Below are 22297 nucleotides of genomic sequence, written 5' to 3'. Positions count from 1 at the left end.
CACATTCGTACATCACCCCACCGAATACTCCCTCATTCAGCGCCTGCCCATAACCTGCGGGTTAACAAAACATAACGTGGCGTTGATTGTCAGACCTTTCGAAAGCTGGATAGGATAGGCCAGCTTCCGAAGGGGCTCTAGATTGCGCGTTTCAGGACTATGCTCCAAAAACGCTCAATCGCTACGTGTACCCCTGCGGCGCCCTGAAAGGTTGAACGACCTAACAATAATAATGGGGGAAAGGTCTATGAGTGAGCCTGTCATGGGTGTGGGTTTTGGCCGCCCGCCGGCGTTACGCAGATTCGCGTTGCTGGCTACAGCGCTCTCGCTGTTGGGTTCTGCCGTGCTGTCGGCACCCGTTTTGGCCGCTGACGCACCGGCGTCCGATACGGTCTATTCGATTGAGTCCGCGAAGTCCGCCAAGGGTCTGATGCTTGATGTTGCGCATGCAGGCAAGCGACTGGTGGCCGTCGGCGATCGTGGCCATATTCTGTATTCCGATGACCAGGGCCAGACCTGGACCCAGGCCAAAGTGCCCAGTCGGCAACTGCTGACCGCGGTCTATTTCGTCGATGACAAGCATGGCTGGGCGGTCGGTCATGACGCGCAAATCCTCGCCAGTGAAGACGGTGGCGTTACCTGGATCAAACAATTCGAAGATTTGAAGCGCGAAGCGCCACTGCTGGCTGTCTGGTTCAAGGACCTCAGTAGCGGGTTTGCCGTGGGTGCTTACGGCGCTCTGCTGGAAACCACTGACGGTGGAAAGAACTGGGCAGACGTCGGCGATCGCCTCGATAACCCGGATCAGTACCACCTCAACGCGATTGCAGCGGTAAAGGATTCCGGGCTGTTCATCGTGGGCGAGCAGGGCAGCATGTTCCGTTCCCCTGACTGGGGGCAAACCTGGGAACGCCTTCAAGGTCCCTACCAGGGTTCGCTATTCGGGGTGATCGGCACCGCCAAACCGGCGACGTTGCTGGCCTACGGTCTGCGCGGCAATTTGTTTCGCTCCACTGACTTTGGCAGCACCTGGGAGCAGGTCGAACTCAAGGCTGCGCGCGGCGCGCTGGAGTTCGGTTTGTCCGGTGCGGCCTTGCTCGACGACGGCAGCATCGTGATCGTCGGCAATGGCGGCAGTGTGGTGCGCAGCAGTGACGACGGTGTGACCTTCAGCGTATTCAACCGACCCGACCGCATTTCCGTTTCGGCGGTCACGGCGGCGGGCAATGGCAACTTGATTCTGGTAGGACAGGGCGGCGTTCGCGCTACTTCGCCAATCGGCGCCGAGCTGGGCAAATAATAAGAAGGCGGAGCTATGACATCCATGAGCAGTCATCATCAGGACAAGGCGACGTTTCTCGAGCGCCTGATTTTCAACAACCGCCCGGCAGTGATCGTCATCTGCCTGCTGGTCAGCATGTTCCTGTTCTGGCAGGCGACGCTGATCAGGCCGTCCACCAGCTTCGAAAAAATGATCCCGCTCAAGCATCCTTTCATTGAAAAGATGATGGAGCATCGCAATGACCTGGCCAACCTCGGCAATACCGTGCGTATTTCCGTGGAAGCCACCAATGGCGACATCTTCTCCAAGGAGTACATGGAAACCCTGCGCCAGATCAACGACGAGGTGTTCTACATCTCCGGTGTCGACCGTTCCGGCCTCAAGTCGCTGTGGAGTCCGAGCGTGCGCTGGACCGAAGTGACCGAGGAAGGTTTTGCCGGAGGCGAAGTGATCCCGCAGAGCTACAACGGCTCGGTCGACAGCCTCGATCTGCTGCGCAACAACGTGCTCAAATCCGGTCAGGTCGGTCGGTTGGTGGCCAACGATTTCAAGTCGAGCATCGTCGATATCCCGCTGCTGGAGTCCTACCCGGACCCGCAGGACCAGGGCAAGTTGCTGGCGCTGGACTACCAGAAGTTCTCCCACGAACTTGAAAACAAGATCCGCGACAAGTTCGAAAAACAGAACCCCAACGTACAGATCCATATCGTCGGTTTTGCCAAGAAGGTCGGTGACCTGATTGATGGCCTGATCATGGTGGTGATGTTCTTCGGCGTGGCGTTCGTCATCACCCTGATCCTGCTCCTGTGGTTCACCAACTGCCTGCGCAGTACCGTGGCGGTGTTGAGCACCACCCTGGTGGCGGTGGTCTGGCAACTCGGGTTGATGCACGCCTTCGGCTTTGGTCTGGACCCGTACTCGATGCTGGTACCGTTCCTGATTTTCGCCATCGGTATTTCCCACGGCGTGCAGAAGATCAACGGGATTGCCTTGCAGTCCAGCGATGCGGACAACGCCTTGACCGCTGCCCGGCGCACGTTCCGACAGCTGTTTTTGCCGGGGATGATTGCGATCCTCGCGGATGCGGTGGGTTTCATTACCTTGCTGATCATCGATATCGGGGTGATCCGCGAACTGGCCATCGGCGCGTCCATCGGCGTGGCGGTGATCGTGTTCACCAACCTGATCCTGCTGCCGGTAGCGATTTCCTACGTCGGCATCAGCAAACGCGCTGTTGAACGCAGCAAGAAAGACGCAATCCGCGAGCATTCGTTCTGGCGTTTGCTGTCCAATTTTGCCAGCTCGAAAGTCGCCCCGGTTTCTATTCTCCTGGCGCTGATCGCCTTCGGTGGTGGTCTCTGGTACAGCCAGAACCTGAAAATCGGCGACCTTGACCAAGGTGCGCCGGAGCTGCGCCCGGATTCGCGCTACAACCAGGACAATAACTTCATCATCAAAAACTACTCCACCAGCTCCGATGTGCTGGTGGTGATGGTCAAGACCAAGGCGGAAGGCTGTTCGCGTTACGAAGCCATGGCGCCAATCGATGAACTGATGTGGAAGATGCAGAACACCGAGGGCGTGCAGTCGGCGATTTCCCTGGTGACCGTCTCCAAGCAGATGATCAAGGGCATGAACGAGGGCAACCTGAAGTGGGAAACCCTGTCGCGTAACCCGGACGTGCTGAACAACTCCATCGCCCGTGCCGATGGCCTGTACAACAACAGCTGCTCGCTGGCGCCGGTGCTGGTGTTCCTCAACGACCACAAGGCCGAAACCCTCGACCGTGCAGTGCATGCGGTGCAGGACTTCGCCAAGGAAAATAACAAGGACGGCCTGGAGTTCATCCTGGCTGCCGGGAACGCCGGGATCGAAGCGGCCACCAACGAGGTGATCAAGGAATCCGAGCTGACCATCCTGGTGCTGGTGTACATCTGTGTGGCCACCATGTGCATGATTACCTTCCGTTCCTGGGCGGCGACCTTGTGCATCGTGTTGCCGCTGGTACTGACCTCGGTGCTGGGCAATGCGCTGATGGCGTTCATGGGCATCGGCGTGAAAGTCGCGACCTTGCCGGTGGTGGCGCTCGGGGTGGGGATTGGCGTGGATTACGGCATCTACATCTACAGTCGCCTCGAAAGCTTCCTGCGTGCCGGTCTGCCGTTGCAAGAGGCTTACTACCAGACCCTGAAGTCCACCGGTAAAGCGGTACTGTTCACCGGTCTGTGCCTGGCCATTGGCGTGTGCACCTGGATCTTCTCGGCGATCAAGTTCCAGGCAGACATGGGCCTGATGCTGACCTTCATGCTGCTCTGGAACATGTTCGGTGCGCTGTGGCTGTTGCCGGCGTTGGCGCGTTTCCTGATCAAGCCTGAGAAGCTCGCGGGAAAGAAGGGCAACTCGTTGTTCGCTCACTGATCGAGGTCGAAAATAACAAAGCCGCAACCTTCGGGCTGCGGCTTTGTTATTTCTCGAATTTCACACCGCCCCCTGTGTGCGAGCCTGCTCGCTCCCACAGGGTTTGCGGCAACAATGCGCTATCATTGCTGTTTTCCCCTGAAAGACATGATTGCCATGACTGCCGAAACCCTTCTCAACGCCCTCGAACACTGCACCATGGTCGAAATCGACGGCTTTCACGCCTTCGAATTCGCTCTCGACGAAGACGACAATCTGCACATCGAATGCATGGATGGCCGAGCGGCCAAGCACTGGGAGTTCAGCCCGGCTCAGGTTAAGGCTGCGACCTTCGATCAAGACCTGCAGAGCTGGCTGATCATCGGTGATTCCGGTGAGCATCGTCTGGTCTGCCTGGACGCGTTCGGCGGTAACGACGACGAAGACGAAACCAATGAAGATGCGTAAACTCTGGCCGCTGCTGATGGCCGGCAGTGTCGGGGCAATGAGCCTTTCCAGCGCATCCGCCGAGAGCTTCCAGTTGCTGATCGGCACCTACACCCAAGGCCAGAGCCAGGGGATCTACCGACTCAAATTCGATAGCCAGAGCGGTCAACTTGACGCGACGCCGTTGCAGGTGGTCAAGAGCGCCAACCCGTCGTGGTTGACCTTGTCCAGCGATCAGCGTCGACTGTTTGTGGTTAACGAAAACGGTCCAGGGCAAGCCGATCCGGTAGGGCGCGTCAGCAGTTTTTCGGTCGAGCCGAAAACCCACCAACTGAGCCTGATCAGTCAGGTCCAGAGTCTGGGCAATGAGCCGACCCATTCCAGTCTGAGCGCTGACGGCAAGCACCTGTTTGTCAGCAACTATTCGGTGGCCGAAGACCCGGGTGGCAGCCTGGCGGTATTGCCAGTGAGCGCCGATGGCAAGCTGACGCCGCCTGTGCAGTTGAGCAGCCATCAGCCGAGCCGGGTCAATCCCGAGCGGCAGATGTCGGCGCACGTGCATTCGACAGTGTCCTCGCCGGACGGTCAGTACGTGTTTGCCAATGACCTGGGCGCCGACAAGGTCTTTGTCTATCGCTATGACCCCAAGGCCAACCCAGAGCGACCGCTGACCGCAGCCACACCAGCTTCGGTTCAGTTGCCGCCCGGCAGCGGGCCGCGGCATTTGCTGTTCAGTGCCGACGGCAAGCACGCGTACCTGACCCTGGAAATGAGCGCGCAAGTCGCGGTGTTCGATTATCAGGCCGGCAAACTGACCCAGCGGCAAATGGTCGACCTGGCAGCCGGCAAACCTCCGGCGCAGAAAGCCGCCGCTGCGCTGCATGCCTCGTCGGATGGCAAGTTCCTCTACGTCAGCAACCGGGGCACCACTAACGAGTTGCTGGTGTTTGCCATTGATCCGGTCAGTGGCGAGCTTAAGGAGCTTCAGCGCCGTTCGGTGGAGGGTGATCACCCGCGTGAGTTCAGTCTCGATCCGAGCGGCAAGTTCGTGCTGGTCGCCAACCAGAAGAGCAACCAGATCGTTATCATCGCGCGTGATGTGAAGACCGGTCTGCTGGGCAAAACCGTGCAAAAACTGCCGTTCGATTCACCCAGCGATATCAAGTTTTTCCTGCGTCAATAGGCCGCAGGCCCTGTGCGCCGGGGCCTGCACGGTTCTATTAATCTGAGTGATATCCGCTACTGCTACAAAAGATTTCAAGAGCGTCAACCCTCGGGCGTAAGTTTGCTTCACGGCCTGAACAGGCAAGCAAGCCAACTGAATCTACGAGGGTTACCACCATGAACTTCAATCTCTTCTCCGTGATCGCCGCATCCGCCATCTCAGCCAGCGTTGCTCTGCCAGCCAGTGCCAACACTGAGATCAGCTCGAAAAAATCCGGCACCCACAGCTACACCCAGAAATACCTGCAACAAAGCGCCAACTTCTACGCCGCGCTGGATCACAAGATCCAACACTGAGATTAAAGCCCTGCCGACTTTATGCAGGAGCGAAGTCACTTGATCCGATCAGCGATCCTTTCGCTGGAAAGACCAGAGTGATGTCGCTCCTGCATAAAGCATTTGCGACTCCGCACCCCAATCAGCACAAATATCTCGTGTAATGTCACATGGCCATGTGTTTAAATTTGACGCTAATTTATTGACTCAATCTTTCCCAAGGATCGATGACATGGCGATGCGTCTGGCAGTGGTGCTGCTGTTTCTCTATTCCACCCCGATTCTCTCGGCTGCCCGCCCGGTTGACGGCGAGCCTGAAGCCGCACACGAGCGTTTGATGAGCGTGTTGCAGGGCTGAAAGTTGTCGGATTTTCGATCAATTAAACTGATAGCTACTATGCATAAAGGTCGCTATTCATAGCAGGCTGATTGATTGATCCTGTGGGCACTGAAACATGCCCACGGAGAATCCCATGGCCAGCGCAATCCTTTCTTCTGCCAAACACGGCGCGTATGTAGCCATTGGTTTATACGTGGCGATGGTTTTGGTGGTCAGCCTTTCGGCCCAGTCGCAGCGCGTCATGCAAGCGCCGATTCAGGTCGCTTATCCCGCCATCCAGTTTGAGCACGCGCAGCACGTCAGCGCTGAGCATTCCGACGTCGCGGGAGCCGTGGGGGTATGAAAGGGCGCAAACTGATGGTCGTCGCCTTCCTGGCATTCCTGACCAATGGATCTTCACTGCTCGGCATCGGCCAAGGCTCGGCGGGTTCGCTGGCACGGGCCATCGAGTGCAATCACAACATCGCCCACAACATCCAGACCGCCAAGGCGCTGGGGTTGTTGGCGGGTAATCCGCCGGCCAAACCCAAAGCAGTGGTTCTGGGGCCGTTTGAGGTTGATTGCTCGGCGCTGCAAATGTGCAGCGCGTTGGCGTAGGAAGTCAGGTTGGTTGTTTGGCCATGATGGCGCCGAACAACGCTGATTCAAGAATCCCCTGCAACCAGGCCTGAAGTTGCCGATACGGCGTCTGCGCAAACCACTCGCGGTCGACATGCGCGAACTGGCGTATGAACGGCGCCAGGGCGATATCCGCCAGGCTCACATGATCGGCCACCAGATAAGCTCGCTGTTGCAGCAACTCATCCAGTTCGCGCAAAAACACTTCGCCTTCCGCGCGGTAATGCTCCATGGGATGTTCCGGGTAGCGTTCAGCGTATTTGTAGCGATTGAGGTGCAGCTTGAATGTCTGATCGTTTGCTTCGATCAGCGCCGCGCCACGTTGCTGCGCCGCAGGATCGTCCTTGAGCAACCAATCCTGCGGGTCGTTCTGTTCCAGCGCCCATTGCATGATCTCCAGGCTTTCCTCGATCACCCGACCGTCCAGGCTCAGCACCGGTACGGTGCCTTTGCTCGACAGCGCAAGCATCTCCGGCGGCTTGGCTTTAAGGCTGACCTCGACAATGTCCACCGCCACTGAACTGTAACGCAACGCCATGCGTGCGCGCATGGCGTAGGGGCAGCGGCGGAAAGAGTAGAGCGTCGGCGTGCTCATTTGACCTCCAGCGTACTCAGGCCATTGCCTTGTCGACGCACCTGGATCTGCACCGGGATTCGCTCGTGCATTTCCTGTACGTGGGAGATTACGCCGACCTTGCGACCCTGCGCCTGCAGGCCATCGAGGGCGTCCATCGCCAATTGCAGTGACTCGGGATCGAGGCTGCCGAAGCCTTCATCGATGAACAGCGATTCGATTTTCAGCGTGCTCGACGCCATCGAGGCCAGGCCCAGCGCCAGTGCCAGCGACACCAGGAAGGTTTCGCCGCCCGACAGCGAATGCACCGAGCGCAGTTCGTCGCCCATCTCCGTGTCCATCACCAGCAAGCCGAGCATGCTTCCGCCGCGCTTGAGCCGGTAGCGGCGCACCAGTTGGCGCAACTGGGCGTTGGCGTGATGCACCAGCAAATCGAGGTTGTAGGCCTGGGCGATCTTGCGGAAAGTGTCTCCGGTGGCCGAGCCGATCAAGGCATTCAGCCGTGCCCAGCGCTGCCACTCGTTGTAGGCATCGCTAATGCGTTGTGCCAGCGCCTGATTGGCGTCCTGACGGCGTTGATCTTCGGCTTGTTGCGCACGCAGTTCGGCGCAGAGCTGTTCGCTGATCCCGAACTGGTTTTGCAGCTCGCCAAGGGCTGTGGCCAGTTGTTCGGCATCGAGGTTGCCGTTGTGCTGCGCCTGATGGCTGTGCAGGCGCTGTTCGCGTTCATGCAGCAGAACCTTGGCTTGCTCGATGGCTTTTTCGCCGAGCTGAAGCTGTTGACGCAGCTGGCTGACGTGCTCGTCGCTGAGCGCCAGTAACTGCTCCAGACCGCCATCGTCGAGTTCTGGATGATGGGCGCGCCATTCGGCAATCCTGCCGCTCAGCTCATGACTTTCGGCTTCCAGCGCGTGCTGGCGTTGTTGTTCCGCCCTGAGCTCGGCGGCCAGTTGAATCTGCTGGCTGCGGACTTCCTGCAAGTGCTGATTGGCCACCGCTTCGGCCTGTCGAGCCTGTTCGACGGCCTGATCCAGTTGCTGTTGCCACTGTTCGGCGCTCGGCTGCTCACCCAGCAGTTCGGCGAGTTTTTGTTGGGCGGCGTGTTGCTGCTCGGCGAGTGCGCTGAATTGCAGCTGTGCGGCTTCCAATTGCTGCACGCGTGTCAGCTGCCGGTCCTGTTCTTTCTCGAGGGTTTGCTGACGCTGTTGTTGTTCGCTGAGTTCTTCGCGTTGCAATTCCAGCTGTTCCAGCCGCTGGGCGACCTGCTGATCGAGTTGCATGAAGGTCGCAGCGGGCTCGTTGCGCAAACCGTCAAGGGTCGCCGCCGGAAGCAGGGCGCTGAACGCTGCCAGTTCTTCTTCAAGGCGCTGGCTGTCATTGCTCAACTCGCGCTGCTGGATCGCCAGTTGCTGGGCAGCCTGCTGGCTGGCCTGGTCGGCGGCTTGCAGCTGTTGCTGAAGACGTGCGGCGTCTTGCTGCAAGGTGAGCAGGGCGCTTTGTCGCTGTTCGTCCTGGGCAATGCTCTGATTCAGCTGAGCACTTTGCTGATTCAGCCAGGCGTCACGTTTGCCGGTTTCCTGGATCAGCAACTGGGCGGCCAGTGGATGCGCTTCAACGTTCGGTGTCAGGCTCTGCTGCTGGGCTGCCAGCTGTTCCTGTTGTTGCAGCAGTTCTTTTTGCTGGGCAATCAGCCCGCCGACTTCGGCACGCAGGTCCGCGAGTTTTTCCTTGAGCAGGTCAACGGCTTTTTGTGCATTGGCCTGTTCGCTTTCATCGTGCCGGCCGAGGCTTTGCAACAATGCTTCTGGCTGATGATAAGGATGCTCGACGCTGCCGCAGACCGGGCACGGTTGATCGTCCTGTAACTGCCCGCGCAACTCTTCGACGCTGGCACTGCGCGCCAGGCGCTGACGCTCCAGCAGTTCCCGGGTGACTTTCAGGGTCTGCTCGGCGACAGTCAGTTCGGCCTTGGCCTGGACGCCTTCGCGGGTCAGGCGTTCGCGTTCTGTCTGGACGGTCTGCAGGCGCTGTTGCAGTTCCTGCGTGCGCTTGTCCAGTTCCTGCTGACGGGCCCACAATCGCGCGAGCTCTTCGATGGCGCGTTGCTGCTTGCGGTTGTCTTGCAGCAGGCTGCCGAGGATCTGAATCTGTTCGGCAACAGCCGCAGGTTCAGCGCCGGCTTCGCTGTAGAGCAGCTCCAGGCTTTGCCGTTGCGCGCTGAGCTGGGCGGCGGTGTCCGCCGCCCGTTGTTCCATTTGGAGCAGTTCGGCCTGACCCTTTTTCAGGCGATTGCCGACCAGCATCAGTTGCTGTAATCGTTCGCGGTAAGCGTTCCAGGCGTCACTGACGGGAGCCAGTTGGAGGCTCTGTTCCAGTTGCGTCGCAATCGTCGCCAGGCGTTCGGCAGCCCGTTGTTGCTGTTCGAGCATTTGCGCGATGGCTTGTTGGCCTTCAGTGCTGGCCAGTTCGGCGTTGTGCTTGAGTTCGGCTGAGGCGTTGATGGTCTGGATCAGGCGTGCCAGGTTGCTCTGTTCTTCGAAGGCCTGACGCAGCAGTGGGGCGTTGTTGCTGTGCTGGCTTTGGGCCTGGATCAGCGCGGCTTTTGCGGATTCCACGCTGTGTTCGAGTTGAACCTGACGGGTTTGCAACTCGCTCTGTTGTTGAGCGTGTTGCTGAATCAGCGCGGCCAATGGGCTTAGTTGCGCGCGCAGCTCGGTTTGCCGGGCAAACTGATGCCGCTGCGGTGCCAGTTGTTCCAGGCGCGCCAGGTTCAGCCGTTCGCCAGCCTGGGCGTCCCACGACTGTTGTGCCTGTTGCAACTGCTCGGCGGCGGCCTGTTGCTGGTCCTGCAACTGCTGCAGTTCTTTGAGCCAGGTGTTTTGCAGCTCGAGCTGCTTGAGCTGTGCTTGCTGGTTTTTGAGTTGTTGCTGGGCTTCGTTGAAGCGCTGATCGAGTTCAGCGCGGGCCTCGGGTTCAAGGGGCGTTACGCCAGTGGCCTGATCTTGCAGCAACTTGTGGGCTTCGCGGGTTTCCTTGCTTTTGTCGAAAGCACGCTTGCCCAAGCGCGTGTAGAGCGCGGTGTCGGTGAGTTTTTCCAGCAGTTCGCTACGATCGTTGTCATCGGCCTTGAGAAACGCGCTGAACTCGCTTTGAGCGAGCATCACCGCGCGGGTGAACTGTTCGAAGTTCAGGCCCAGCACGGCTTCAAGTTGAGTTTTGTATTCGCCTTTCTGGCTGGCCAGCAGTTGATCGGTGTCGAGGTCGCGCAGGCTTTGACGGCTGGCTTGCAGTTTGCCGTTGGCTTTTTCACGGGCGCGATTGGCCTCCCAGCGTGCACGGTAGCGACGGCCGTCGATGCCGACAAAGTCGACCTCGGCATAGCCGTCACCGGTGCCACGGCGCAGCAGGGTGCGCGGGTCGCCGGTGGCGATCTCGCCGTCTGCATCCGGTACTTTGGCGTCTCGTCCGGTGTTGTTGAGGCGCGGCACTGCGCCAAACAGCGCCAGGCACAACGCATCGAGCAAGGTGCTTTTGCCGGCACCGGTTGGCCCGGTAATCGCAAACAGACCGGAACTGGCCAAGGGTTCGGCGGTGAAGTCGATTTCAAAGGGGCCCGCCAGCGAGGCGAGGTTTTTCAGGCGGATCGCGAGGATTTTCATGGCTGTTCGCTCTCCTGCTGAACGTCTTGCAGCAGCACCGCAAAGTCCTTGAGTGTCTGTTCGTCGACGGCGCTGCCGTAGTTATCGAGCCAGGCACGGCTGAATAATTCCTGTGGCGTGAGCTGGTCCAGTTCGACCAGCTGACCCGTATCATCCGCGCCGTCTCGACCGCCATTGCCTGCGTATTCGGCAGCGATTCGCACCAGCCGCACGGCTTTGCCTTGCAGGGCGGTTTCGACCTGTTGGCGCAGGTCCGGTTGCGGTTCATCGAGGCGTACGCGGACTTCAAGCCACGGTTGGCGCTGGAGATCGGCCAACAGGTCGATGTTCGGCAAATCCGCGAGCTGCGTCAGGATTTCACTGAGCGGAGCAGGGCCCAGGCGTTGCAGGTTGACCGCCCGGGGGATCAACCGGGGTTCGACGCTGAGCAGCGTCTCGCCGTCGAGCGTGATGTCGAGAATCTGATGCTGATAGCCGATTTCGGAAAACGACAACGGAATCGGTGAGCCGCTGTAGCGAATGCGCTCCTCGCCGTTGACCTTCTGCGGCTTGTGCAAATGGCCAAGGGCAACATAGCTGATACTCGGCCCGAACAGGCTGGCGGGCAGGGCTTCGGCGTTGCCAATGATCAGGCTGCGCTCGGAGTCCTCGGACACCGAACCACCAGCCATGTGCGCGTGGCTGATGGCGATCAATGCCTGACCGGGTTGGCGCTTGGCATTGGCAGCTTCGATCAGCCATTCATGCACCTGACCAATGCCGCGTAGATAGTTGTCGCCCAGATGCGCGCCGGTAACTTCGGCGGGTCGCAGAAACGGCAGTGCCAGGCACCAGCCAGCGATTTCACCCGAGGCATCGGGCAGCGGAATCAACAAGCGCTCGGCGTCCAGTTGCCCGTCATCGAGCCACAACACCCGACCCAGTGCATGAGTGCGCAACCGGCGCATCAACGGCGCGGGCAATTCGATCCGCGAGCCGGAGTCATGGTTGCCGGCGATCATCACGATGGTCAGCGATGGCTGTTGCTCGTGCGCGCTGACGATGAAGTCGTAGAGACGTTCCTGGGCTTTGACCGGTGGATTGACCGTGTCGAAGATGTCGCCAGCGATCAGCAGCACCTCGGGCTTTTCGAGCGCCAGCTGACGCAGCAGCCAGTCGAGGAAACAGCCGTGTTCAAAGTCGCGCTCCTGGCCATGCAGGTTTTGCCCAAGGTGCCAGTCGGAGGTGTGGAACAGACGCAAGGCAAACTCCGCGAATACTCAATATGAAAAAAGAACCCGTTGATTGGGTTTGGGACGAGCGGTTACTTCGGATAAAGCGGCGGCAAACCACTGTCGCCCACCGGGTCATGGACCCGTTCGGCAATCGGGATGGCGCGGATCGCGCGCCAGAGTTCTTCGCCTTGCCAGTAATGCCCGGTTTCGCTGTAGAGCGCGCCATTCAAGCCGTCCAGGGCGTCGGACAGCGGTACGAAGCGTGCAGCCATGTCGGCCAGGGTTTCCGGCTGTTGGCGGGCCCAGGCGTCGAGCGCCTGACGGGTGGCTTGAGGGTCGTTGGCCTGGCACGCACGCTTGAGGTCGTCAAGTAGCGTGCGCGGGCTCGGGCCCGTTTGCGCGGCGCGCAGAATCGCCGGCTGCCAACGCGCACGCCACCACAGGCCGAAGCCAAGCAAGGTGGTGCAGGCGAGGATCAAGGTGCTGAGCTTCCAGTACCAGAGCGCTTCACTGCCGAGCGCTACCGTAGCCGGCACGTTGCCCGCTGGAGTGTCGACCATCAGGCTCGGGTTGCTCACGGTGTTCAGGGTGCGAGCGGGCAGGCTGCTGCGCTCCAGATGATCTTGAAGGGTGTTCCACCAGACCACTTCCACGGGCGGCAATTCGATCTGCCCGATACGAGTGGGCACCAGTGCTTCGCGGTCTTCGCGGATGCCGGTCAACCCCCGGTCACTGGGCTGATTGCTCAATTGTGGCTGATCGGGATAACGCCGCAATCCGCTGGTTTCAGTGGCGGGCAGGGGCGGCAGTTGCGAGCTGGCCAGGCCTTCGGCTTTCAGGGTCAGGCTGCGGGTCATGGAGTCGCCCACTTGAACGTGATCAGGCGTAGGGTTCCAGCTTTCACTGAGACTCAGGCTGCGTGCTGGTAGCCAAGGAGCGTCGGCGGGATAATCGGCCGGTTTGGGCTTGACGGTCAGGTTGAGCCCGGTGGAGCTCACGCGAATCAGTTTGCCCGCTTTTGGCCCTTGCGGGGCCGACTCCTGAGAGGGTTGTGTCTCCACCAGGGTGGCGCTGAACATCTGCGCGGGAATCGTCAGCACGCCACTGTGTTGTGGGTAAATTGCGTAGCGCCGTTCGATCACACCGTGGCGCAGGTCATTGATGACTTTTTCGTAAGTGCGCGACTCGCCGAGTTGTTCGACGCGCGCATCGGGGATTTGCAGCGGGGTCAGGCTGCTGTCGTCATACAGCGACACCGAGTGATAGATGCGCAAGGTCAGAATCGCCTGGGCCTGCACGTACACCGTGTCCTGATCGAGGCTGGTCTCGATGAACACGGGCGCCAGTTTGTCGGCGCTGTCCTGCTTCTCGCTTTCGACCACCTGCAAGTTGATCGGCTGGCTTTTGTACTCACCAAGCGCCAGGGACGGGATGACCAGTGTGCCGTTGTGGCGGGGCAGAAGGGTGATGATCCAGCGGGTGGTGGCGTGGCTGTCGTCGCCCAGGGTTGTGAGCTGGTTGACCTGGCGGGTGCCGCGAACCTCGAACAGTGGGTCAAGTGCGCTCAGGTCAGGTTTGCCGAACTGCGTGACATCGCTGGATTCGAGGGTCAGTTCGACCGTCTCGCCGGAATTCACGCGGCTGCGATCGATGCTGGCAACCAGACCCGCAGCCTGGGCACCCACGGTCCAGAGCGAAAGGCTGAGCAATAGAACGGTGAAGCGGGTCATCGAGTTTTTCCCTGATCCTGATGTTGTTGCTGTTCGTACCAGAATTTACGTTTAAGCAGTTCGCCCGGCTCATCCGGGATTTTACGCAGCCATTGCTCCAGGGCCTGGCGGTGCTCGCCGTCGAAGTTGGCGTCGGCGGTGCGGATCGGCGGTGTGCTGCGTTGTTCATCGCCCAACTCACTGCCCGGCACTTCATTATTGCCCGGTTGTGGCGGGCTGTCGGTCTGGTTTTCGCTGTTGGCGTCGACGTGCGATTGCGCGGTTTGCGTGTCGGTCTTTTGCTCGTCACCGGTCGAGGTTTGTGTCGACGCACCCGGTGGCGGGGGTTGCTGGGTTTGCAGGTGCTCTTCGCCGTCGGTTTTATCGGGCTCATTGGATGAAGTGGAGGCTTTCTGTTTGATCAACGCTTCTACCAGCGCTTTGTTGGTCTGCGCCGGGCGTAAATCAGGTTGCAGCTCAAGGGCTTGTTCATAGGCATCGACGGCAGCTTCCAGTTCACCGCTTTTAGCCAGGGCGTTGCCGCGATTGTAGTTCGCACGGGCGTCGTTGCCTTCGGCGAAACGCTCGGCGGCAGCAGCATACTCACCGGCCTCATACAGCGCGACGCCTTGCCATTGCCGATCCTGAAAACGCTGCGCGGCCTCCGCGGGCTGGTGTTGCTTGAGCAAGTGCAGGCCCTGTTGGTCCGGGCGCAGCCAAAGATCGTTGAACTCGAAGGCGTAACTCGGTTGCGGCAGCATGAACAGCAATGGCAGGCAAAACAGCCAGCCTCGGCGTCCGGCGCAGGCCGTCAGCAGCAACAGCGGCAGTAACAGCCAATAGCCCTGATCGGCCCAGGTATCGAGGCGCAGGGTCTGGCCATCGTTACGCACGCTATGCGGGCTATCGAGCAGCCCGAGACCGCGCAGGTCGCTGTCGTCCAGCTGCGCTTGCCGGTAACTCCCCTCCATTTCGCTGGCAAAGGCTTTAAGGCTTGGCCCGTCGAGACGCGGCACGAGGATCGCGCCTTGCGCATCCTTGAGGAAGCTGCCGTGTTCGTCAGCGATCGGTGCGCCTTGCGGGGTGCCGATGCCGAGCATCAACCATTGCGGTGCCTGACCGCGCAGAGCCTGACGAATACCCTGGCGCTCCTGTTCGCTGAGGGATGAGCCAATCAGCAGAATCCGGCCCTGGCCGAGGGCGCCGCGGTTGAGTAATGTCAGCGCCTTGGTCACGGCCAGATCGGCGCGATGACCGGCCTCGGGCATGATCGAAGGTTTCAGCGCTTCCAGCAGGTTGCTGCTGGTGGCCAGGTCGTCCGAGAGCGGCACCAGCGTGTGCGCGCTACCGGCATAGACGACGATGGCGGTCTGTGCGTCGCTGCGGGCTTGTAATAGATCGAGCAGCTTGCGCCGGGCCTGTTCAAGGCGCGTGGACGGCACGTCGGTGGCGAGCATTTCCGGGGTCAATTCAAACAGAACCACCAAGGGGTCGGCAGGTTTCTGCGCGGATTGTTCGACCCGTTCCCAGCTGGGCCCCAATAGCGCCAATACCGCCAGAACCCAGGCCAGGCCCAGGGCGACCCACGGCAACTTGCTTTCATGCCCGTTGCCACCGCTGAGCAGGGTGGCGTGGAAGGCCGGCGGCAGGATCATCTGCCAGCGACCCGCGCGTTTTTGCCGGTGCCAGAGTTGCCACAGCAACCAGCCCAATAGCGGCAACAGCAGCAGCCACCAGGGACGGAACCAATGCGGCCAAAGCGCGATCATCGGCGCCTCCGCAGGCGCAGGCGTTTAAGCCGCTGGCGCCAGTCAGGGTGCTGTTGCAGAAAATTCGACCGGGTGAAAAAACGTTGCATCGGGTTGTCTGGCCAGCGTTCGCGAATCACCAGCAACAGGCTCATCAGCAACGCGGCGGCCAGCGGCCAGTTGTACAGCGCTTGCGCCGGGCGAGCCTGGGTTGGTTGTTGAGTCACAGGTTCCAGTTGATCAAGGGTCTTCTTGATCTCCAGCAATTCCTTGCCGTCACGTGCACGGAAGTAGCGCCCGCCGGTAGCTTCGGCGATGGCTTTCAAGGCGGGTTCATCGAGGTCCATGGTCGGGTTTCCCGCCAGAAAAGCCAGAGGGCCGGCTTGCTCCGGATCGGCACCAATGCCGATCGGGTAGATTTTCACGCCTTCTTCGGCAGCCAGTCTTGCCGCGGTCAGCGGATCGATTTCACCGCCATTGTTGGCGCCGTCGGTGACCAGAATCAGCACGCGGCTCTGCGCCGGACGTTGGCGCAAGCGCTTCAAGGCCAGGCCGATGGCGTCGCCAATGGCGGTGTTCTTGCCGGCAATGCCGATCCGCGCTTCGTCAAGCCAGATGCGCACGGTGCGCCGGTCGAACGTCAGCGGTGCTTGCAGATACGCCTGGCTGCCGAACAGGATCAGGCCGACGCGATCGCCATCGCGCTCTTCAAGGAAGTCACCGAGCAAGTGTTTGACCAGTGTCAGGCGGCTGACGTCTTCGTCTTGCCACTCCATGTCGGGGAAATCCATGGAGCCGGAAACGTCGACGGCCACCAGCAGATCGCGCCCACTGGCGGCAATCGGCAGCGGCTCGCCGAGCCATTGCGGGCGTGCGGCGGCGATCAACAGCAGCAGCCAGAGCAGGATGAACGGTGCTTGCTGGCGCCAGGTCGGCAGGTTGGCACGCGCGCGACGCCGGGCCAGGCCTTCAAGGTCGGACAGAAAGCTGACCTTGAGCGCCGGTTCGCCGCTGTCGGCGACCGGCAGCACAATCCGCATCAGCCACGGCAGTGGCAGCAGGGCGAAGATCCAGGGCCAGGCGAACTCAAACATGCTTGCGAATCCAGGTGTCGACGGCTTGTGTCAGGCCGGCGATGGCCTTGTCGTCGAGTTTGCATTCCGGTTTGTAAGCGCCTTCAACCAGAATCATCCAGCGGGTCAGGCCGGCAGCCGGGCAACGGTTGTCGAGAAACGCCAGCCATTTACGACCGTTCAGGGTGTGGCTCTGGCTGTAGGGGTAATGGTTGCGACACAGGCGCTTGAGCAGCCCGTTGAGTTGCTGCAACCAGGCACCGGCGGGCGCACCGTCATAGGGTTTGGGCATTTGCGCCAGTTCCGCCAGTGCTGCCAGTCGCACCGGGTCCAGCGGCTGTTCGGCGCGCACGATAGAGCGCTTGACGGGAATAAAGCGGCGCAGTTGCCACAGGCCAAAGCCGATCAGTGGCAGCAGCACCAATAGCAGCCACCAACCCGGCGCCGGCGGCCAGAACTCGATGGGCGGCGGAGTCATCAGGGGTTGCAGTTGATCGAGGCTGTTCATTGGCTTTTACCCGGACGTTTCGGGTTCAGGTATTCACGCAATTGTTCGACCATTTCGCTTTGAGTGCTCAGCGGCATTAACAGTACGCGCAGTTTCTGCGCCAGCAATTCCCAGCGGGCGATGCGGGCTTCGGCCTGGGCGCGATAACTTTGGCGCAGGTCGACGTTCAGCGTATCGAGTTCAAGTTGAGCCCCGCGCTCGGCAAAACGCAGCAAACCGGCAGCGGGCAGGGCGTGGTCCAGAGGGTCGGAGACTGGCAACAACAGCAAGTCACAGTGCCGCGACAGCAGGCTCAGTTGCTGTTCGGCGCCTTCGGACAAGGCGCGCTCGTCGCAGATCACGATCACCAGGCTCCCCGGGCGCAGCACTTCGCGCGCGCGGCGCAAGGCCATGCCCAGACTGTCGCGATCCGGCTCGCTTTCGGTCGTGAGGGACTGGTTGACGCGCACCATGCGGTTGAGCAATTGCAGCAGGCTTTGCTTGCTGCGCCGGGGTTTGATTTCGTAGTGCTCGTTGTCACCGTACACCAGCCCGCCAACACGGTCGTTGTGTCCCAGTGCAGCCCAACCGATCAGGCTCGCGGCTTGTGCGGCCAACACCGATTTGAACATCAGCCCCGAGCCGAAAAACAGCCGACGACTTTGCTCGACCATGATGAAAATCGGCCGCTCGCGCTCCTCATGAAACAGCTTGGTGTGCGGCTCCTGGGTGCGTGCGGTGACGCGCCAGTCGATGGTTCGCACATCGTCGCCAGCCTGATAGACCCGCACCTGATCGAAGTCCACGCCACGCCCGCGCAACTTGGAATGGTGCAGGCCAATCAGCGGGCTGCGCTGACTCGGGGTGGAAAACAATTGCACTTCGCGCACGCGATGGCGCATCTCGATCAGCTCGGAGAGACTGACACGGATACCCGGTTCGGGCGCAAGCGGCTTGGTCATCGGGGTCAAGCGACGGCAACGACGTCGAGAATCCGCTGGACCACACGGTCCTGGTCAATACCAGCGGCTTCGGCTTCGAAGGAAAGAATGATGCGATGGCGCAACACGTCGAACAGCACCGCTTGAATGTCTTCGGGGCTGACGAAGTCACGACCGGCCAGCCAGGCGTGAGCGCGGGCGCAACGGTCGAGGGCGATGGAGCCACGCGGGCTGGCGCCATAGGCAATCCACTCGGACATTTCCGGGTCGAACTTGCCCGGCGTGCGGGTCGCCATGACCAACTGCACCAGGTATTCCTCCACGGCGTCAGCCATGTACAAACCGAGGATTTCCTTGCGCGCGGCAAATATCGCTTGCTGGCTGATCCGGCGCTCGGGTTTGGTTTCGCCGTGCAGCGCTTCACCGCGGGCCTGTTGCAGGATGCGTCGTTCGACGGCCGCGTCCGGGAATCCGATTTTGACGTGCATCAGGAAACGGTCGAGCTGGGCTTCAGGCAGTGGGTAGGTGCCTTCCTGTTCGATCGGGTTTTGGGTCGCCATGACCAGAAACAGCGGCGACAGCTCATACGTGCTGCGCCCGACGCTGACCTGCCGCTCGCCCATGGCTTCGAGCAAGGCCGACTGGACCTTGGCCGGTGCCCGGTTGATTTCGTCGGCCAGCACCAGGTTATGGAAGATCGGTCCCTGCTGGAACACGAAGCTGCCGGTTTCCGGACGGTAGATCTCGGTGCCGGTGATGTCGGCAGGCAGCAGGTCGGGCGTGAACTGGATGCGATGGAATTGTGCTTCGATACCTTCGGCAAGCTCTTTGATGGCCTTGGTCTTGGCCAGGCCAGGGGCGCCTTCGACCAGCATGTGGCCGTCAGCGAGCAGAGCGATGAGCAACCGCTCGATGAGTTTTTCCTGGCCGAGAATCTGCGTTGAAAGAAAGGTTCGCAGCGCAAGCAGCGCTTCACGATGTTCCATCGATGACTGTTCCTGGAGAGGGTGAGCAAAGGCGTTCGAATAACGCCAGGGCTGGGGGCGCTACTTTAATCCATCGCAGGGGGTGGAGACTAACGGCGATCAGGGATTTTTTGGGTTTTGTGGGTTGGTTTGGGGGATATTCAGGTTTTTTGCTGTGCAGAGCCTGAATCAGCGCTGTTTTGCGCGCGACGTGTGGGCGCATGTTTGCCGGCGATGGCGATTTTACGGCTGCCATCGCTGGCAAACCGTGCGCCTACGGTTCGCAAATCTTCCTGACAGTCACCAAAGCATCCGCACCCCGAGGCTGCCGATCAACCCGTTCAAGTCGTTGTTGACGGTCGCGCTGTTGTAATCGCCGCTGACATACAGGCTGACAGAGGGCGTGACTCTGGCCACCAGGCCCAGTCCCAGTTCAATCGAGGACGCGTTCCGGCTGCTGCTGAGCTTGTCGACCTGACCGAGGGTCACAGTGTCGGAGGTATTGACCGTATGCCAGAAGTTGGTACGAACATAGGGTTCGATCGGTAGGCCCTTGATGTCATAACTGCCTTTCAAGCTTGCACCGACCCTGCCGCTCCAGGACGTCAGGTCGGTGGATGAGGCATTGCCGCTACCGGCATACGGGGTGTCCAGGCTAATACGCTGGTTGATCAATTCGGCCTGGGGTTCGATTACCCAGTTTTCGCTGATGCCGATGGGGAACCCGCCTTGCACCGAGAGGGTCATTGCGCTGCCTTCGGCAGCTTGGCGCTGGCCCTGATCATTGAGGCTGTAGCCATTGACCCGACCACCGCTGGCGGTCAAATCCACGTGCCAGCCGTTTGCGCCGGTCAGGCTCCAATAGGCGCCAAGATTGGGGCCTTGCACGTTGAGGGTGTTATTCGGGTCGACAATGGCAGAGCTGACAAGGCCATTGCCATTGCCCTGAAACTGGTTTATACCGCCCATCAGGCCAACACGCTGAGTGCTGCCGCCGCTGCTTTGCAGGGTAATCAACGCCGGGCCCTTGAGTTCCGAACCGCTCACGCCGGAAAACGGTGAACTGAGGACGTCGCGCTCTGCGCTCCTGGCAGGCTGGCCATAAACTCGATCCCAGGCAGAAGGAGCGGCTTGCTCGACTGTCAGCAACTGGTTATCAAGACCGGGATTGCGGATGAAGCGGATGCTGTTACTCGTATCAGGCGTCGGCAGGGTGAGCGCCGGGACATCTAGCTGATACCAGGGTATCGCCTCGTTCTCGGTAGGGGACGCCTGAACCTCCATGGATGTGCACAGCAACAACGAAGTGGAGACGGTGTACAGGGTGATTTTGATCTCGTGTTGGATGAGGGAGGTGTTCATGGAGGTCTACCTTGCAATCGCATGCCATGACTCTGTTTGGCGTCTCTCCTACCCCGAATGAGGGGCGACCGATTTCATTGAGGCAAGACCCGGCGGCCCGCTTTAACGGGTTTTCGAGGCGTGCCCCAGGAGGTATTTCCGGGGGTAGTAACGTTTAGCTAAGAAGACCGTTGGCGTTGCGTCAAGAAATTGAACGATGAGCGGTATGACTAATTTAGGCGCTGCAACTGGCTGATTATTGGTAATTATCTAAGTTGTTGTTTGTCTGGATAATCATATTTTGACGTCAAATTTGAGGTTTTTTTCGCGTCCCAAAGGCTTTGGTCCAAGGCGTGAGTGGTGCCGTGAGAAGTTTTTCTTGGAGGTGTCATCCTCCGAACGGCTTACGGTCCGCCTTATGTTCCATAACAAGAAAAAATCTTACCGCTCGTTTTGTTTCGGTGAATATAGAGCCTTGCAAGCAACTAATAAATTGATGTTCATATGTTGATATGGTTGTAGGAAGAAAGTTACGCAATTTCGAGAAATTTCTGGAGTTGAATTAGGATTAGTAGTTCGCTGATTGTACGTAAGTTCCGAAATTTTGGGGTTTTCTTTGCGATAATTTTTTATCTGTACTAGTTTTGGTTTGTCGGCGATCTGGCGTCGATTTATCTACTGGTCTACTTTGCGGTGTTTTTCGAATAATTGATCTGCTGTTTGTTGGGTTTGGTACGGCTGGTAGAAAGGATTTCTAATCAAATAATAAAAAATCCCAAGGATGATCAGAATATGAATAGGGTGGTTATGATCCCTGATCCTACAGATCTCAATGTTCCTGAGATGATGTTGGCTCAAACTATTAGACCTGAAAGGTATGGCGAACCTTTAAGCGCTTTTGCTCTTGAGTCTGTACCTGTGCCTTATTTCCAGTCTGATGAGTGCTTAATCAGGGTCATGGCTGCAGGTGTCAATCACAATGGAGTTTGGGCTGCACGAGGATATCCAGTCGACGTCATTGATCTTCAAAGATCCCGTGGTGAGAAACATGATTTTCATATCGCCGGGTCTGATGCCTCAGGCATCGTGGTGGCTGTTGGCGCTGATGTCGACGATATAAGTATTGGGGATGAAGTTGTTTTGCACTGTGGTTGGTGGGACTCAGATTCCGTTGCCGATGAGATCATGGACAAATCGGCAAGAATCTGGGGGTACGAAATCAACTTTGGCGCGTTTGCCGAATTCACCCGGGTCAAGCGGCAGGCGATCCTACCCAAACCCGCTCACTTGAGTTGGGAGCAGGCGGCTTCCTATATGCTCTGCGGCGCGACGGCCTATCGCATGCTCCACGGCTTTGCCCCCCATACGGTCAAACCAGGTGAGGTGGTCCTTATCTGGGGTGGTAGCGGCGGAATGGGGTCGATGGCCATTCAACTCGTCAACGCCGTTGGAGGGATTCCGATCGCTGTCGTCAGCAGCGACGAAAAAGCCGCTTACTGCCGGCAGATTGGTGCCAAGGGCACTATCAATCGCCAGGATTATGGGCATTGGGGCGTGCTGGATGATATCGAGAATCCGGTCGAATATGCCCGATGGTTAAATGAAGCCAGGCGTTTTCAGAAGGAAATCTGGTGCCTGGTAGGGGAGAAGAAAAGTCCCAGTATTGTCATTGAACATCCTGGCGAAGATACCTTTCCGACGTCCTCCTTTGTGTGCGCTCCCGGTGGCATGGTTGTTATTTGTGCTGGCACCAGTGGGTATAAGGGAACGTTTGATATTCGTTATCAGTGGATGCGGCAAAAAAGATTCCAAGGATCTCACTTTGCCAATTCAGCCCAATGCAGTGCGTTCAATAAACTAGTTTGTCAGGGTGTAATAAATCCTTGTCTGACAAGAGTTTTCGACTTCGAAGCTTTGCCGTTGGCTCATCAGATCATGTTTGAGAATCGGGAGCCTCTGGGTAACTTTGTGATTCGAGTCGGTAGTCAACGGGAGGGATGAC

At 59.2% G+C, this 22297-nt stretch carries 19 protein-coding genes; 9 read left to right on the top strand and 10 right to left on the bottom strand.

Features of this window, described 5'->3' with window-relative positions; translation table 11 throughout:
- Positions 1-247 precede the first annotated feature (247 nt).
- The 8 genes from KRR23_RS19430 (at position 248) to KRR23_RS19400 (ending at position 6563) form a co-directional block, all read left to right on the top strand.
- Positions 248-1300: a YCF48-related protein gene (locus KRR23_RS19430; RefSeq protein ID WP_216743828.1), complete on the top strand. Its 1053-nt coding sequence runs from the start codon at positions 248-250 to the stop codon at positions 1298-1300.
- A 15-nt stretch (positions 1301-1315) separates the two neighbouring features.
- The gene (locus KRR23_RS19425; RefSeq protein ID WP_216743827.1) at positions 1316-3700 is read left to right on the top strand and encodes an RND family transporter; all 2385 of its coding nucleotides are present in this window, start codon (positions 1316-1318) and stop codon (positions 3698-3700) included.
- Positions 3701-3856: 156 nt separating this feature from the next.
- Positions 3857-4147: a DUF5629 family protein gene (locus tag KRR23_RS19420; protein ID WP_103314690.1), complete on the top strand. Its 291-nt coding sequence runs from the start codon at positions 3857-3859 to the stop codon at positions 4145-4147.
- Positions 4134-5309 carry a lactonase family protein gene (locus KRR23_RS19415; RefSeq protein ID WP_301542428.1) on the top strand — a complete coding sequence of 392 codons (1176 nt, stop codon included), beginning with the start codon at positions 4134-4136 and terminating at the stop codon, positions 5307-5309. The genes KRR23_RS19420 and KRR23_RS19415 overlap by 14 nt, the downstream gene beginning before the upstream one ends.
- Before the next feature lie 158 nt (positions 5310-5467).
- Positions 5468-5647 carry a hypothetical protein gene (locus tag KRR23_RS19410; RefSeq protein WP_054597153.1) on the top strand — a complete coding sequence of 60 codons (180 nt, stop codon included), beginning with the start codon at positions 5468-5470 and terminating at the stop codon, positions 5645-5647.
- Between the two features lie 211 nt (positions 5648-5858).
- On the top strand, positions 5859-5984 hold the full coding sequence (locus KRR23_RS29320; RefSeq protein WP_301542427.1) for a hypothetical protein: 126 nt from the start codon (positions 5859-5861) through the stop codon (positions 5982-5984).
- Between the two features lie 115 nt (positions 5985-6099).
- Complete coding sequence (locus KRR23_RS19405; RefSeq protein ID WP_216743826.1) at positions 6100-6309, top strand: hypothetical protein; 210 nt, start codon at positions 6100-6102, stop codon at positions 6307-6309.
- A complete protein-coding gene (locus tag KRR23_RS19400; protein ID WP_216743825.1) occupies positions 6306-6563 on the top strand; it encodes a hypothetical protein in 258 nt (85 codons plus the stop codon). Before KRR23_RS19405 ends, KRR23_RS19400 begins: the two co-directional genes overlap by 4 nt.
- A gap of 4 nt (positions 6564-6567) precedes the next feature.
- Here KRR23_RS19400 and KRR23_RS19395 read toward each other — a convergent pair whose 3' ends face one another.
- From KRR23_RS19395 to KRR23_RS19350, 10 genes are all read right to left on the bottom strand, one after another.
- Positions 6568-7179, bottom strand: a complete 612-nt coding sequence (locus KRR23_RS19395) for a glutathione S-transferase (RefSeq protein WP_216743824.1) — start codon at positions 7177-7179, stop codon at positions 6568-6570.
- On the bottom strand, positions 7176-10817 hold the full coding sequence (locus KRR23_RS19390) for an AAA family ATPase (protein WP_216743823.1): 3642 nt from the start codon (positions 10815-10817) through the stop codon (positions 7176-7178). Before KRR23_RS19390 ends, KRR23_RS19395 begins: the two co-directional genes overlap by 4 nt.
- Positions 10814-12058 (bottom strand): exonuclease SbcCD subunit D C-terminal domain-containing protein, encoded by a 1245-nt coding sequence (locus KRR23_RS19385; protein WP_216743822.1) that lies wholly within the window; start codon positions 12056-12058, stop codon positions 10814-10816. The genes KRR23_RS19390 and KRR23_RS19385 overlap by 4 nt, the downstream gene beginning before the upstream one ends.
- A gap of 62 nt (positions 12059-12120) precedes the next feature.
- Positions 12121-13761 (bottom strand): BatD family protein, encoded by a 1641-nt coding sequence (locus tag KRR23_RS19380; RefSeq protein ID WP_216743821.1) that lies wholly within the window; start codon positions 13759-13761, stop codon positions 12121-12123.
- Positions 13758-15509, bottom strand: a complete 1752-nt coding sequence (locus tag KRR23_RS19375; protein ID WP_216743820.1) for a VWA domain-containing protein — start codon at positions 15507-15509, stop codon at positions 13758-13760. Before KRR23_RS19375 ends, KRR23_RS19380 begins: the two co-directional genes overlap by 4 nt.
- A complete protein-coding gene (locus tag KRR23_RS19370; protein ID WP_216743819.1) occupies positions 15506-16582 on the bottom strand; it encodes a VWA domain-containing protein in 1077 nt (358 codons plus the stop codon). Before KRR23_RS19370 ends, KRR23_RS19375 begins: the two co-directional genes overlap by 4 nt.
- Positions 16575-17069, bottom strand: a complete 495-nt coding sequence (locus KRR23_RS19365; protein WP_054597167.1) for a DUF4381 domain-containing protein — start codon at positions 17067-17069, stop codon at positions 16575-16577. Before KRR23_RS19365 ends, KRR23_RS19370 begins: the two co-directional genes overlap by 8 nt.
- The gene (locus KRR23_RS19360) at positions 17066-18010 is read right to left on the bottom strand and encodes a DUF58 domain-containing protein (RefSeq protein ID WP_054597168.1); all 945 of its coding nucleotides are present in this window, start codon (positions 18008-18010) and stop codon (positions 17066-17068) included. Before KRR23_RS19360 ends, KRR23_RS19365 begins: the two co-directional genes overlap by 4 nt.
- 5 nt (positions 18011-18015) lie before the next feature.
- Positions 18016-18975 (bottom strand): MoxR family ATPase, encoded by a 960-nt coding sequence (locus tag KRR23_RS19355; protein ID WP_019690591.1) that lies wholly within the window; start codon positions 18973-18975, stop codon positions 18016-18018.
- Positions 18976-19254: 279 nt separating this feature from the next.
- Positions 19255-20316, bottom strand: a complete 1062-nt coding sequence (locus KRR23_RS19350; protein WP_216743818.1) for an autotransporter outer membrane beta-barrel domain-containing protein — start codon at positions 20314-20316, stop codon at positions 19255-19257.
- Between the two features lie 771 nt (positions 20317-21087).
- On the opposite strand from KRR23_RS19350, the gene ccrA reads away from it, so the two are divergent.
- On the top strand, positions 21088-22296 hold the full coding sequence (ccrA, locus tag KRR23_RS19345) for a crotonyl-CoA carboxylase/reductase (protein ID WP_216743817.1): 1209 nt from the start codon (positions 21088-21090) through the stop codon (positions 22294-22296).
- Position 22297 lies beyond the last annotated feature (1 nt).

Origin of the sequence: Pseudomonas sp. CVAP#3 (assembly GCF_018986375.1) — a bacterium.
Classification (GTDB): Bacteria; Pseudomonadota; Gammaproteobacteria; order Pseudomonadales; family Pseudomonadaceae; genus Aquipseudomonas; species Aquipseudomonas helvetica.
Note: the sequence above shows the minus strand (reverse complement) of the source record. Positions and strands in the feature narration are given on the sequence as shown.